This is a genomic window from Paraflavitalea pollutisoli (assembly GCF_029360705.1).
In the GTDB taxonomy this organism is placed as follows: Bacteria; Bacteroidota; Bacteroidia; order Chitinophagales; family Chitinophagaceae; genus Paraflavitalea; species Paraflavitalea pollutisoli.
On record NZ_JARKMX010000008.1, the window covers coordinates 1029267 to 1045170 of the forward strand.

Consider the following 15904-nt stretch of genomic DNA (forward strand, 5'->3'; position numbering starts at 1 on the left):
TGGTGATGTACTTCGGTTTAACGGTCAATGCCCTGGTCCAGTGCCTCGTTGTATACCAGGAAGGGATTGAAGCCGAAATAATGGGGTGTGAGATCGACGGTGGCTGTGGTGGCTGCAAACCGCAGTACATGCACGTAACCATTGTTGGTGGCCACGTTGCTGGTTGCTACGGAGGCATTGATCCACGAACTGTTGGGTGACGACAGCGATTGGATAAATGAAAGGTAAAGCGTGCGTTGTCCCGCATACTCCACCCCGCCGGCATCGGCATACATCACTCCTATGTTCATGACATCGTTGTTGTACGACAGGTAAGGCTGTCCCGGGAATACCGGGATATTGAAAAAATCCACCTGCGGATAGTCGGTCAGCGAACGCTTATGCTTAAAGATATAGCGCGTCAGCAGTTTTTTCCAAACGGCCGGCTTGATCTGCCGTAGGTCATATACCGTGTCCCGGCCAAAGCGGCGCAGCTCGATGTTGACCAGGCGGATGGTGGCCATAACGGTTTGGGAAGGTGGTGCAAAAAAGGTCAGCTCTTCCGATTTCAATGCCTGCTCCATACCCGCCAGGCGAACGATCTTGGTGAGCGAATCGAACATGGCTGGTTTGGATACGATGTAATCGTATGACGAACCTTTAAATTGCGGATCGAGTACACCGCCATCCTGGTAGTTGCTTTTGTTGCAACTGCTCAGTGCGACCAGGAGCAGTGCCACGACCGATAATATTTTGTTGGTAGTGATCATATTGTTGCGGTTGACCCGGATCAGTTCCAGTAATTATTTAAAATGATGGTGGGGTTGTTGGCACGCACAGCATTGCTGAGGGGCCAGGTCCAGGCGCCGTTCTTGTAGTCTTCCACCGAGATGGAATTGCCAAACGACAACTTGGGATCGAGCACGTTCTTGGTGCGGATCATATCGTACGAGAAATGACCCTCGCCGATCAGCTCCTTGCAGCGCTCGTACCAGATGGCTTTCTTCAGGTCATCGCCCCCTTGCCCCGTATATTCCAGCGCGGCGGCGCGGCGGCGGATCACATTGAGGGCTTCGATGGCTTCTGCCGTACGACTGGCATTGGCATAAGCTTCGGCCAGCAACAGGTACGATTCGCCGAGTCGAAACACGATCTGGCTGTCGTCTACATAACTCGAGTTGTTTTCCGTTTGGAAGATATTGCTGTACTTGGTGAGCCAAAACCGGCCGGTCGTACTGTATATATCTTCGTACCATTCGCTGCGGCGGATATCGGGTTGACCGGGTGGGTAGATCTCATCGAGATAGGCTTGCGCATAATAGAGATAGGTATTGCGGGTCTCGGTTGCATTGATACGGTAGCGCGTAATATGATCCGAGAAGAATGACCAGCCAAAGCTTTCGCCATAGTTGGAGTTTTGCGGCATTTCAAACAGCCCTTCTTTGGAGCGGCCGCGGAATACGGCGCGGAAACCCCGATTTGTATAAGGGATCAATTCATAAGCGCCTTTGTTCTCTTTGATCAGCTCTTCACCGTACTTGATGGCATCGGTATAATGATTGGTCGCATTACCGCCATCGAAGGAGGCTAACCACATCTTCATGTGCATGAGCAGGGCCAGGGCGCCACCGCGCATACCACGAACCGCACGGCGGGCCGCATCGTCGTAGCTCCAGGGAAGGTCTTGTTCATAAGCAGCCATGTCGGCCACGCATTTGTTGAGCACCTCTACCATCGGCAGGCGGGGCAGCGCCGTCGCGTTGTAGGCGTTGGTGTAGTACGGTACATCACCATACAAGCGCACCATGGTAAAATAGGCCATATTGCGCATGAACACGCCCTCCGCTTTGTAACGTGCTTTCTTTTCCGGCGTCAGCGCGGTCACCTCGTCTACTTCGGCTACCAGTACATTGGCGCCCGCAACCACTTTAAAGAGACGATCCCAGTTCATGAAACGGGAGGTCGTGAAGATATTTGCCCAATTGTTGCCACCGGTCCAATTGTAGGTACCCCGTACGATGGGATTGAGGTTATTGGTGCGCAGGAACTGGATATAAGTACGGCTCCACGGACTATTGGAAGGCTCGTAAACCGGCGCAAAGCGCATATCGCCCGAAAAAGCGAACAAGGGGAACTCGTCGGTACCGCCTTCCGCTTTCATATTGCTGCGGAAGGTGGCGGCACGGTACAACTCAAACAGGCCGTTGGTATAGTTGTCGACATCGGCTTCTGTTTTCCAGAAATTGTTGCCCGACAGGTTGCTGAGCGGATCGAGCGCCAGGAACTTCTTACATCCCGTGCCGGTGGTCAACAACGTCAGTATAGTGAGTGAATAAATAAGCGTCTTTTTCATGTTCTGCATTTGCTTGGTTCGTGGATGCTTGCGATACGGATCAGAATTGGATGTTGGCACCGAGGGCCATGCTGCGGCGGTTGGGATAACCACCGGAGATATCCCGGCCCAACGACGTGACCAACTCGGGATCGGGTCCCGAATAGTTGGAGAAAGTATACACGTTGTTGAGCGTGATGTATAGGTTGGCCGAGTTGATGCCCATACGACGCGTCCAGTTGCGGTTGAAATTGTACTTAAAGGTCATGCTGTTGATCTTCCAGTACGAACCATCTTCCATAAACAGGGTTTGTGCTTCGCGGTACGGATTGATCTGGCCGGCCCGGGTGAAGTCGAAAGGATTCGGATATTTCGCGTTGAGGCTGCCCGTCGTTTTATCCGATCCCGGCATCCAAATATCATATTCACTGATGGGCACCAGCGCATTGGGGGCCGCTGGGTTATAGAAATTCTGGAAGGTCCTTGCCAGCGGCAGGTTGAGCACATCCCTGATGAGGGTAAAGCTGCCATTGATGGTGAGCGTGAAATTCTTCCAGGTTACCATCGAGTTGAAACCACCCGTTACCTTGGGGGTCGGGTTACCCGCCGACACCATATCTTGCTCATCGATCACGTAATCGCCGTTGATATCGGTCCAGATGGGATCGCCCCCCTGGAAGAACACCCCGGTACCACGTCCTGCCTGCATGCGCAAGCCGGTTTGTGGATTCACCGGTACATCCGCCGTGCTGGCGTATACCCCTTCTGTGTGGTACAACTGGTTGGAGAAGGTAGGTTTACCCAGGCGGTACACCAGTGGTAGCTTGGAGTTATCAGCATCTGTAAACGGCTGAATATACTGCCGCTCGTTGTTGGGCAGCCTCGTGAGCGTATTGTTGACCACACCGAAGTTACCCGACACGGTCCATTGTACCGGATGGCCCTGTGGTAATACCCGCACCTGCGCCATCAACTCAAAACCATGGTTCACCATGCTGCGCGCGTTGGATTTGATCTTGGCAAAACCATTGATATTCGACAGTTCTACATCCATTACTTCATTATCGGTCGACTCGTAATAGGCTTCTGCCGTGATGTTGAGGGCATTATTGAACAATCCGAGTTCGGTAGCAATGTTGAACTTGGTCTTGGTCTGCGGTTTGAAGGCATCATTGGGGATATTGCCCCAGTCTATATACACCGTAGGATCGTCGTTGTAGTTATTCCCGATGCGATAGGTACCGAACACATCGAAGATGCTACCCGTAGGAATGATGTTCTTACCCCAGCTGCTACGGATAGAACCGTAATCGAGCCAACCCCAGTTCTCGGCAAACTTTTCGCGGTTGAAGTTCCAGCGCGCGCTCACCGATGGGTTGTGCGTATACCCGGTAGATGGACCATTGGTAGAGGTACCATCGAGGCGGTAGCTCAGGTTGATCACATATTTCTTGTCGAAATTGTATTCGATGCTGCCCCCATATCCATGGATACGCGTATCCTTGGCATTGTTGAGGGTACCCCCCTTGGTGCGGAACCAGTTGTAACCAACCGGCCCTTCGATCTGGTCATTGGCCGTTTGCGACAGCTCCATCGCATTGGCACGGAAACCGTAAGACGACAGTTCGTTAAACACGAACGCGTTCAGGTTGTGCAGGCCAAAGGAACGGATATAGTTGACGGCTGCCCGGTCATATAGCGTATACGTGCGGTCGTTGTAGCTGTAATATTCAGGGATATTGTTGTTGATGAACGACGGGCGGAATTTGCTGGAGTTGCCCGTAATGATATTGTAGGTAAACAGGTTCGAGAACCGAAGGCCCTTGATGGGTTCGTATTGCAGGTCGAGCGAGGTAGAGATGTTGATGCTCTTGTTGTCGTCTTTCACCGTGGAGCCGGCGGCCGCCTGATTGAAATCATTGTAATAAGCAGGCGACAACAGCGACGACAGGTTGGAAGCTTTTTTGATGTCCACCTGCTCGAGGCCCATACCGCTACCGTTGTTGCGCTGCCCCATCGACCCTTTCAGGTTGGTGGTCATCCTGAACCTTTCGGTAGGCTGATACAAGGCATCCATGCCCAGGGTGTACCGTTTGAACCCGGTATTGCGCATGATCCCTTCTTCCGAATAGTAGTTCATATTCGTTTTGTAGTTAAAGGTTCTGTCGCCCCCGGAGATATTGATGTTGTGCGACTGGTTTTGCGTGGTGCGGAAGAACAGGTCCTGCCAGTCGGTCGAGTTGTTGTAATACGGATTGAGTGAGTCAGACAGGAAAGGCGTGGCATTGATGAGGCGCAGTGCATTGGCGTACGAGGTATCGTAGTTCAATATCTGGTTGATCCGCGACCGGCGTTCTTCATTGCCGCCCATCACCTTGCGTTGTGGAGGCGCATAGTTGACGAAGAAGGAGCCGGAATACGATACGATCGGCACTTTGGAATGGCCGCGCTTTGTGGTCACGATGATCACTCCATAGGCGCCGCGCGAGCCATATTGCGAAGTGGCTGCTGCATCTTTCAGGAATTCCATCTGCTCGATGTCTTCGGGCGGAATGAGGGCGAGGGGGCTGATGCCCGGGCCACCACCCTGGAATCCGTATTCATAATTGGTATTGAGGTCTACGGGCACACCATCGATCACAAACAACGGAGAGGTCGGCGTGAGGAAGCCACTGGAGCTTACCTGCGCACTGGATACACCGCGGATGTTGATAGTACCCATGGAGCCGGGTGAACCGGAGTTGTTCTGGATATTGACACCGGCAACCTTACCCTGCAACAGTTCGAGTACGTTGGATACCGGTACGTCCTGCAGTTGCTTACCACTGATCACCACGGTAGAGCCGGTAGTGGTTTCGCGGGTAGCGCGTTTGAAACCCTGCACCACGATCTCTTGCATCGCTTCGTCTTTTTGTGCCATCTCGATCTCGAGGTTGGCGGTAGCGCGGGTCACTACTTTTTTCTCAGCGGCAAAGCCACTGTGCGTAAAAGTGAGGGTGGAGCCGGGCTCAACCATCACGGTGAAGGCGCCGTTCTTATCGGTGGTGCCGATGGCTTTTTTACCGACGGAGATGGTGACGCCGGGCTTGGGGTTTTTATCGGCCTTGCCGGTCACCACGCCTTCTACCTTGATCCTTTCCTGGGCCAGCAGTCCCAAGGGGCTAATGGCTCCCAGCAGCAACAACAGCATGAGTGCGATGCCTTGTCTGAGCAGCCTGGAATTACATGTCATGGTCAATGCTTTTGGATTAGTCATTAGAGAATTTGGGATTGTCTTTTTTGAAAGCAAATACGATCTCCCAGTTGCCGGGTTCGTAGATGGCGAAATTGAGCCCGATCTCCGCTTCCTGGCGCAGGCCGCCATACCCAAGCCGTGACCAGGCAAAACTGGTTGTAGCCCTTCTACCGTCGGCCGTGGTGAAGCGGGTTGCCAACGGTACAGCGGGTACGGGAAAAGCTACATCATACGTAACGCGGGTGGCCGTCTTAGTCATATTGAATCCATGCAGCAGGTTGTTCCAATCGGTATCGGCAAATTTTGCCGGATCGATGGGGCGAAAATACTTGTCGAGGAACATAAAGGAAATGGTATTGCCACCCGGTTTGCCTTCTTCGCTTTTGCGGATGAACACATCCACATCGGCCGCCGACAATACCTGGTTGGTCGAATCGCCCACCACACCTATCATGGTAGAAGGATAGATACCATTGGCCACGGATTGACCGGTGATGGCATTGAGGTTGGAAGGCTCGTAGGGCCGTTCGCGGAAAGGCATGAGGCGCATGTTGCGGAAATAGCGCCGTCCGCCTCCATTGCTCATCTCTACATCGAAGATATAACCCGAGTCGGCCTGGCAGCGCAGCAGGTTGGAAGTAGCAGACGACCACAACACGAAATCGCCAGAGTGCTTGCGCACCTCGAAGAGGTTGTGGTATTCGGTAACCCGTTTGGCTTCTATCTCTGCCACACTGGTCTCATTGCCCGTATACGCCTGTTTCCAGACCTTGACAGGAAAAATATCGCTCAGTTCCGGCGCAGCCTCGCCACTGAAGCGGCGGGCATTGACGATCGTAAAATCGATAGGATACGTAGAGCTGTTATTGGGATTGACAAATACATTGGAGAACATCGTGGTACGGCCTACCACCGGTTCGAAGGTGGTTTGTGAAAACCCGGCCTCAAGGCTAAGTGCCTCGCGGTATTCGGGCAACAGTCGCGTACAGGCGCCCAGCAGGGAGAGCAGTACACCGGTCGCCAGGACCTGGGTCAGAAGCCGCCTTTGTTTATGGTTCATAAGTGCTTGTTTTGGCATTGTGTAGTAGTAAGGTTAGCGATTCATTCTTTCCACGAATTCATTGCCGAAGCCGAAATCGTGCCCGGAAGACAATACGTGAACGACACCGTTGCTGGTCTTCACATTGACGATCTGTGTTTTCGTCGTTACCCAAAACACTTCAAAAGGTGTTTGCTTGGGATCCCGGAAAAACAACTGCTGTGGCCCGCCGCCCAGGTAGCCGGCTGCATTGATGCGCTCGTACAGCAGGTTCATGTTGTAACCATACTTTATATTGGGCGCCAGGATACCATCGGCATTGTTCACCACCCGATCGGTATGGTAGATACCGGTGAGTATATACCGGCAGGCCAGGGTATCGAGCTGAGTGGAGTCGAGCGTTTTCAGCGACAAGGGTGGCAGGGCCGGTACCATGGTGGCGCGGCGCAGGTTGAGGTTCTTCATCGCCAGGTCAAAACTGTTGTTGTTGATGGCAAACAAGGTCACCTCGCCGCGGGTGAGCGAATCTTTGAGGCCGCTCAACCTGTCGATCACGAGCAACATCGAATCGAACAGGCCACCGCCCTGCTGGAGATACTGGTAGCTGTTGCCGGCAAACAAGCTGGTCTCCTGGTCGTATTTGTAATATCTATCATCCTTTTTGCAACCTATGATGGCAACGAGTGCGATCAGGCTGGCCAGGGCGATCTTTTTATAATTGATTGTCATGTGTAGTCTCTTTTAAATGCTGTATCCGTATCGATGTTTATTTCCAATAAGGGTTCTGGACAATCTGGGTATTACTGTTGAGCACTTCGCGTGCAACAGGCCAATAGATACCACCCGTGCTAATGAGGGCGTTGAAAGCGGGATCCTCTTTTTTGATCTTGTGGTAACGCACCAGGTCGTACCAGCGCCAGCCCTCTCCTACCAGTTCGCGACGGCGTTCTTCAAAGATCTCTTTGAGCAGGTCGGCGCCGGGCGCCGCGGGGTCGAAGGCATTGACATTGCGGCGGGAGCGGATGTTATTGAGCAGTGTAATGGCATCTGACTCATGCCCCAGTACCGTGAGTGCTTCTGCACGCAGCAGGGCAATCTCTTCGAGGCGGGTAAACAGGATGGCCGAGGTAAAGACGTTGAACTGTTGTTCACCAGCTATGCCGCCATTGATGGATTTGATCTTGCTGAAGATGGGTATTTCTTCACCGTACCCCGTGATATAAGCATTGCGGTACAGCGTAGGGGTTCCCTGGTCTACGCTGGAAGTATCGACACCAAAGCGCTGATCCTGGCCATTGCCGGTGGGGAACATCGATGCCAGGCTATCGTTGGTGATGTAGATATCGGGCTGTTGTTTGGATACCAGCGGATAGGCCAGTGTCAGTTGCTCGATATGGCCGCTCACCGTTGCCTCGCCCAGTCCTTTCACAAAATTGAACGAGATGAACTGGTTTTGGTCGGTGGCCAGATCGGCCGCCTGTTCGTTGAAGATGCCCGTTTTACCGGTGAGGTCGGCTACCGACAGGTAGTTGATGGAAATACGGCTATATTGCTGCATCACGAAATCGGTGTATCCGGCGGTTGCGTAATAATTGCCCTGCAGGGCGGTAATATGCGCCAGGATGGCATAAGCCGACACTTTATTGATGAGGGTGTTTTTCCACTCGGTGTAGGTCTTGGTATGATAGACCTGGCCAGGCAGCACTGGATCGCCGCCTCCGTACACATAGGGCAGCAAGGGCGCCGCATCTTCTACTTCGCGTACGGCAAAACCCAGTACATCCTGCTGCGGGGAACGCGCGAACTGCTGGAATTTACCGTTGTCGTACGATTGTGTCAGCAAGGGCACATCACCCCAGATACGTACGATGTAGTAGTACAGGAAGGCGCGCAATACACGGGCTTGTGCTACATCCACTTTGTGGTTCACCTCGGTATAGCGGGTGTCCACCATCGCATCGGCCGAGCGCTCGATGAATAGGTTGCAGGCATTGATGGCTGCATAAAAGCGCCGCCAGTTCGAGATGCTTTCGATAATAGGATAGGAAGCATTGAGTTTGCCTTCGATGATGGCCTTGAGGTCGGGTCGTTTGAGGGCGGTGAAATCGCCGTCGCGCAGTTCGCCGTAGAGCCAGTGGGCATTGTTATCGGCTACAGCAGCCCGGAAGAGCCCGTAGATACCCATAAGACCTGAGCGGGCATCGTCGATGGTCTTCCAGCTATTGGCCTCATCCGATTGACGGGTAGAGTTGACGTCCAGCTGTTTGTTGCAGGCCGTGAAAGGCAGCGTGCCGGTCAACAGCAGGGCGGTTAAAGATGCAGTGGCTATTTTTTTCCCGATCATACTATGGGGAGATTAAAATGTTGTGGTGATTATAAGTCTACTTTGAAACCAAGGATGAAGCTGCGCTGAATCGGCAGGCCGGCACCTGTATAAATACCGTTGTACTGCACCAGTTCCGGATCATCGCCCTTGAAGGGTGTAATGGTAAACAGGTTGGCGCCAGTGAGGTATACCGTAGCCTGCTTAAAGACCTGGCTTTTGCCTGTTCCCTTCCAACCGGTGATGAGGTTGTACGAGAGGGTTACCGACCGCAACTTGACGAAGGAAGCTTTATCTAGAAACAGGTCCTGGTCGAGGCGGTAAGGGATAGTATTGCTCCAGGGGTTGTACATCGGGTACGTGGTAAGGTCCATCTTCTTTTCCCACCAGGAGATCTCTTTCACCCCATCGATGGAGGCAGTCGCATCGGTATTGATGAAGTCGAGGCGTTGTGCAGCATATTTATTGAGCAGCTTATGCCCCAGCGCAAAATAGAAATGGAAATCGAGTGTCAATGCGCGGTAATTGAACTGGCCACCGAAGCCGCCGGTGATCTTGGGCAGCGAATTGCCCAGCAACACCTTGTCATCTTCGTTAATTGTGTAGTCGCCGTTCATATCTTTCCAACGGGCATCACCAGCCTGCATCGGCGCACCCTGGAAGCTCATGGGGCGACTATTGGCAGGATTCACGGGCACTTCGGCATTGGTCGCGTAGATGCCTTCATTCTTATATACCCAGAAGGCGTCGATACGTTCGCCTACCTGCAGCAGGTGGTCGTTGATCACTACGCGTTGCAGGCCATTGGGCAGCGCCTTGAGTTTATTTTCGTTGTAGTTCACATTACCAAACAAGCTGAGACCAGGTTTGTGGCCGGTAGCTTTCAGCACAGTACCCTGTACGGTCAGGTCTACCCCGGTATTGGCTACTTCCATTCCACTGGCATAGGCCGATTTGTAACCAGACTCCGCCGGCACCGGCACGGGCAACATCATGTCTTTATCAGACCGCTGGTATACATCGAGGCCGATGTGCAGTTGATCCTGCAACAGGCCGGCATCGATGCCCACGCTGGCTGTTTGAACATAAGCCCAGGGTATACCGTAGCCTACCCAGCCGCTGTTGTACGGGCGGGAAAGACCAGGCAATCCGGCATAGCTACCTATGGTGGGTGCACCTGACCAGGACAGGTCCGAGCGGTAATTGGGTCCACCGGCAAAGCGGTCATCCGACAACAGTTTTCCATTGCGGCCAAAAGAAGCAGTGAGGTCAAGGGCGCTCAACAAGGAGGATGACTGCAGGAATGTTTTGTGGAGGTTCCAGCTGGCTGAAGCGCCAAAGCCGGTATACCAGCGATTGTCGGGCTGCATGACGGAGGTACCATCCCGACGAACGATCGCCAGCAGGTCGAGCAGGCCTTTATAGTTCCAGTCGGCTTTGCCGAAGAAGGATGCCACAGATACCCGTTGGTTGGAGGGATGGTAGAATACATCAAATCCGGTGCTCTGCAGATAGGTGGCTTGGTTGGGGTCGCCTTCTACGATATTCAGTTTGATGAAATTGTTGGGACCGTTGTATCCGTAAGCATAGTTGAACTTGTTGAGGGTGGTCTGGTAGTTTTGCCCGGCTTCGAAGTCCAGTTTATTATCGGCATTGACCTGCCAGGTGTAGCCCAGGGCGTTGTTGAATACAAAACGCTGGTTGAACCCGAAATAATTCGAGACGAAATTATTGCCTTCGAGCAGTTGCGTAGGATAGAACACGTCGCGGGTGCCTTCGTTGTAATCGAAAGAGATGCCGCCGTTGTAGCGGAATCCTTTCATTTGCGCAAGGATGTTGAAATACCCCTGTACCGATGTGGTGGTGTTGTCGTCTTTCACGTTCTCGTCGAATTCGCCGAGATAGGATTGGTATACATTTTTATTGGGGGGCAGCGGGTTTGAGACATCGGGCAGGTAACGCACTTCGGCCAGGCGATCGACGAAGTTGCGGTTGCGGTTGCGCATCATGTGTGTGGCGTTGATCAACGATGACACAGTTACCCAGCTCAGGGGCAATACGTTGATCGAGAAGGAGGCGTTGTAACGCTGCAGGGCCGTTTCATCGGCGGTATTGGCATCGCGGGTGGCGGCGCCAAAGAAGCGGAAGTTGGCCCTGTCGGACCCGCCAGTGAGGCTGAGGTCGATGTTGTACAACGGCTTGTTCTTATAATACAGATCCGTCCAGTTGGAAGGGCCGTAGTAATCGGCGTTGGACGAATCTTTGAGATAGGCTGGATAATTAAAACGGTCGTTGAGGGTGCCGAACTTGTCATAGAATGGCAGGCGGAACTTGTTTTCATAGACCGCATTGATGGGCGTCACTTGTTGTTGGGGTGCAAAACCGAAATACCCATTGATGCTGATCTTGCGGTATCCGGAGGAAGCGGCTTTGGTGGTGATCCAGATGACGCCATTGGCGGCTACAGGACCGAGTTGCACGAGGCGGGCCGGATCTTTGATCACCTCGATCGATTCGATGTTGTCGATGTTGAGTGTCGACAGCAGGTTGGTGGCGGGTCCGATGCGGTTGAAATCGTACTGCTGGATCTCATAGGCAAAAGGATTGTCCATCGCCAGGGGTACACCATTAAGGTATACGGCGGCCTGGTTGTCGAACAGTTCCCGCTTACTGAGCAAGGGCATGGCAATACCGCGTACGAACATATTCTGTTCGGTGCCCGGTTCGCCGGAAGGCTCCTGCACGTATACGCCGGCGAGTTGGCCTTTCACATATTGCTGTCCAGTAATAAAGGGAGTAAAGCCGAGCGCCCGGATATTGGCTTTGCCGTCTTTGCGGAAGGCGGAGAGGGCTTCTACCTGTTTAGGAGCATCGGTAATGGCCGTGTCGGCGGGGATGGTGTCTTTAGCAGGTGCTGCGGACTGGGGTGGAGCCTGGTAGCCGTCGATAGCGAATGCGCTGTGGCGGCCCTGCAAAACGAGTAATACGCAAAAAGCAATGCTTTTCGCTGGCATGAGCGACTGTAATCTCATAAGCTTTTTTATTTGGCTGATAGCAGTGTTGATGAAATCCGATTTTGCGCTGCTATTCTTTTAAATACGACCTGAATTTAGTGGTAATACCGGCTCGCAGGGCATGACAGGTTGGGCGTAACGCTTATGCAAACGATTGATATGGGTGTACAACCGTGTGCGCAAATTTTACGGATTTGCGATTGTGTCATATGTTCAAACGGTTGCGCGGACAGGGGCAAAAAGCAAAAGGCAGACTGCTACAGCCTGCCTTTTACATAAATCATTAAGTCTTTATGCTACTGCACTACCAACTTCTTCGTCACCACCTGTAGTCCGGTTATCAATTGCACATAGTAAGTGCCCTTGACCAGGTTTTGTGCCGTGAGGTCGTAGCTGACCTGGCTGCCGGCAAGGGCGTCGCCGCGGGCGATCACTTTTACCAGGTCGCCCCGCACACCGTACAATACCAGTGTATATTGGCATTTCGTTTTAAATGACACGGTAATTCTCGCCTGCGTGGTGGCAGGGTTCGGTGCTATTACAAATGAAGCCGCCGTCGATTGGTAATCGCTCAACCAGCTCTTGATAAGATCTACCAGCGAAGGACGAGGCACGGTGCAATCACCCAGCTCATCACCATGATTGAGGTGGGCAGCCACTGCATTTGCCGACACGCACAAGGAATTACCATTGTGGCAAACGACCACCTTGTTGTTGCTGCAGCGTACGTCCACCACCTTCAGCGTCACCGTATCTGACACCGCCGGGCAACCATATTGGTTGGTGGCTACCACCGAATAAGTGTAGACCCCTTCAAGCGTCGGCTGGAAGGTAGTAGCAGCCGTCGTCGTACTGCTCAGGGCGGTAGCGGGCGACCACTGCCAGCTGAGCGCCGTGGTATCGCTTGAAATAGCGGTCAACTGCAATTGCTGCGCGCCATAACCCAGGAATACCGTGTTGGCATCACCACCTGTTGGGGTATTGTTGGTACGCGTCACTGCAACGGATGGCTTGGCAGTAACAGCGCCGATCACGGTGATGATCGCCGTGGCCGTATCCTGGTTGCCATTGACATCGGTCACCAGCAACACAACACGGTTGTCCCCAATATGGCGACAATCGAAGCTGGTTTGGCTCAGCGTGATACTGGCGATGCCCGCCGCATCATAGCTGCCGTCATCCACCTGATCGGGAGCAATGACAACCTGACCATTTTTTAAGGTTACCGTGAGATTCTTAGCTATCGCCACGGGTGCGATGCTGTCGACACCGTAACCAATATTTGGGTTGGGCAGCGAATCCATATCCGTGCCGAGGTAAAAGCCGGGATGCGGTGGCTGGTTGTAGGCTGCATTCTGCCAGGCGATCGCCACACGGTATTGCGGATCGTGCATCAGGGTATAAATGCGGTGTTGTGTAGGGATCGTGGTCGTGAACAAGCGGAGCACACTATTATCGGCGGAGCGTAACACCACTTCTTCGCGCCAATCGCCCAGGATGTCCGCACTCACACCCGGTGTGGCCTTGGTCGTATTGTTCGAAGCCATGCCTACGGCTGTAAAGATCGCATTGGCCCGGTTGATCGCTGTATCCCATTTAGAGATGGTGATGTTGTCAAGCAACTCGCGCGACAGATCACCATCCCACCAGATGGCAAAATTGATCGATGGACGGCTGGTGGAGATCTCCTGCCCTTTCGCATTGTACAAGGCGCCCCGCGAAGCCCATAACTCATAGCCTTTGTGACGCGGATCGATATCGGCCGCCAGGCCACGACCCACATCATCGGAGGCCACTGGTACCGTAAATAGACGCTCGCCTGTTTTGGCATCCACGAGTGCTGCGCCTACCTGACCATTGCTACCCGGACTTTCATACGGCTGCCATATTTCGAGCCCCGGACGGTCGGGGTCCAGATCACTCATGTGCAACGCATCGCCATGGCCCATCCGGTTGCTCCACAACCCTCGACCATTGTCGTTCTGTGCGCTCGAACCATTGATGATCTCCTGTTTACCATCGCCGTCTACATCGCCAATCGTCATCTGGTGATTTCCCTGACCGGCATAGTTGCTATGTACGGGATCGTTGGAATCGAAGACCCAGCGCAGCGTCAATTGGCCATTACGCCAGTCCCACGCGGCACGCACCAGCCGGGTGTAATAACCACGGCCCATCACCAGGCTGGGACGTTCGCCATCCAGGTAAGCGATGGCGGCAATAAAGCGGTCGACCCGGTTACCATAGGTATCGCCCCAGGCGCCTACATTGCCCCTGGCCGGTACATAGTTGGTGGTCGCCATGGCCGCGCCTGTTTGCCCGTTGAAGATGGTAAGGAACTCGGGTCCATCGAGCACATACCCATTTACATTGCGGTAATCGGCCAGCGGATCACCAATCGTCACCCCTGCCCCATCTACCGTACCATCGGCCGTTTTGCAGGCCAGCTCGGCCTTGCCATCTCCATCGAGGTCATACACCATGAACTGCGTATAGTGTGCGCCGGCGCGGATATTGCGACCGAGATCGATACGCCAGAGGCGGGTGCCGTTCAACTTATAGGCGTCGAGGTACACGTTACCGGTATAACCGCCATTGGAATTATCCTGCGCATTGGTTGGGTCCCATTTCAGGATGATCTCGTATTCGCCATCGCCATCGAGGTCACCCACACTACAATCATTGGCATCGTAGCTGTAGGCATTGCCCGCCGGCGTAACGCCATCGGCTGGTTTCTGCAGTGGGATATCGAGGTACTGCTGAGCCCAAATGCTGGTGACACGACCGCCCGGTTGCTCTACGCCGTTGAAAATGGGTCTTACTATATAATTCGTCCCAGTCGTCGTTGAGTCAATATAGTTGGTAGCGCCGGTGATGGGTGACGTATTGAGCTTAAGGCCATCGCGGTACAGGTTGAAGGCTGTACCTGCCGGGTCGGTACCGAGTAAACGCCAGGATAGAAACACCTGGTCACCACTGGTGCGTACCGCTACCAGACCCCGGTCGAGCCGCTCCAGTTGTTTGGGAGCCGTTACGGTCATATCCGGTATGGCTGGTGTAAAGAAGGCTATATCGTCGCCATAAGACACGCCGGCACTGTTGATCGCATAAGCGCGTAGATGGTAGTTGGTGTATTCTGCGAGGCCGGTGATCGTGAGGCTGTACGGACCGGTGCCACCGGTACTATCGGCGCGTTTGTTATCGTCTACCGTGGGATTTACCTGTGTGCCATAGACCACACCGCGTTCTGTTACGGTATTGCCGGCATCGCTGGTCACGTTGCCACCGGCCGTAACGCTGTTGAACGTCAGGTTACTGATGGGTGTAGTACTGACCGATGGCCTGGGTGAAAACGTATTGCCACTCACCACGAGGTTATGCAGCAACAGCAACCGGTTGGTGGTACTGCCATTCCAACTGTAAATACGCAGGTACAGCGTTTGACCCGAAAACACCGTGAGGCCGAGTGAATAATTGAAGGGGTACAATACATCCCGCGCCGGAAAGGCGGTAGCGCCACCAGGCGCCGCGACCACAACGGGCGTTGCAAAATCGGGGCTGAGTGAGTACTCAATGGAAGTGCCATTTGAATTGGCATTGCCTGCGCCCATGTAAAAGGAAAGACTGTTGATCTCAAACTCCACTCCCTCTTGAGGCGTCAGGGAGAATTCCACATACCCGCCATTGGCATGCGCCGTGGTGGTATTGGTGCCTACCGCATTCGGGTTCACAATGGAGTTTTGTGTACTGACGGAAGAGCCGCCATTGATGGTGCGGTTGTTGTAACTGGGCGCCCCAAACGCAGGGCCCGTGGTTTGGGCAAAGGCGCTGATGGCACCGTTGGTGGTGGCTGTTCTGCCGGCAGCTGACGTGAGCGGCCAGGAAGCGGAAGCGGGTTGTTGTGCAAAGCCCTGCATGGACCATAGGCATAGCCACAACAAGCACCATGCATGTAGTGTTTTGTTCATACGACAAGTGTTTG

8 protein-coding genes are annotated in these 15904 nt (G+C 53.6%); all 8 read right to left on the minus strand.

Translation table 11 applies throughout. The features are described from left to right. Positions 1-17 precede the first annotated feature (17 nt). Positions 18-749: a hypothetical protein gene (locus tag P2W70_RS18020; RefSeq protein ID WP_276482898.1), complete on the minus strand. Its 732-nt coding sequence runs from the start codon at positions 747-749 to the stop codon at positions 18-20. Between the two features lie 20 nt (positions 750-769). Next, positions 770-2332: a RagB/SusD family nutrient uptake outer membrane protein gene (locus P2W70_RS18025; RefSeq protein WP_276482899.1), complete on the minus strand. Its 1563-nt coding sequence runs from the start codon at positions 2330-2332 to the stop codon at positions 770-772. Positions 2333-2372: 40 nt separating this feature from the next. Beyond that, complete coding sequence (locus P2W70_RS18030; protein ID WP_276482900.1) at positions 2373-5543, minus strand: SusC/RagA family TonB-linked outer membrane protein; 3171 nt, start codon at positions 5541-5543, stop codon at positions 2373-2375. 16 nt (positions 5544-5559) lie between these two features. Beyond that, positions 5560-6606, minus strand: a complete 1047-nt coding sequence (locus P2W70_RS18035; protein ID WP_276482901.1) for a DUF5007 domain-containing protein — start codon at positions 6604-6606, stop codon at positions 5560-5562. Between the two features lie 33 nt (positions 6607-6639). Beyond that, a complete protein-coding gene (locus tag P2W70_RS18040; protein WP_276482902.1) occupies positions 6640-7314 on the minus strand; it encodes a hypothetical protein in 675 nt (224 codons plus the stop codon). A gap of 37 nt (positions 7315-7351) precedes the next feature. Further along, positions 7352-8929 (minus strand): RagB/SusD family nutrient uptake outer membrane protein, encoded by a 1578-nt coding sequence (locus tag P2W70_RS18045; protein ID WP_276482903.1) that lies wholly within the window; start codon positions 8927-8929, stop codon positions 7352-7354. A gap of 29 nt (positions 8930-8958) precedes the next feature. Then, entirely contained in the window at positions 8959-11940 is a 2982-nt protein-coding gene (locus P2W70_RS18050) for a SusC/RagA family TonB-linked outer membrane protein (protein WP_276482904.1), read from the minus strand. A 278-nt stretch (positions 11941-12218) separates the two neighbouring features. After that, positions 12219-15890, minus strand: coding sequence for a rhamnogalacturonan lyase family protein (locus P2W70_RS18055; RefSeq protein WP_276482905.1), 3672 nt, complete (start codon positions 15888-15890; stop codon positions 12219-12221). Positions 15891-15904: the final 14 nt, after the last annotated feature.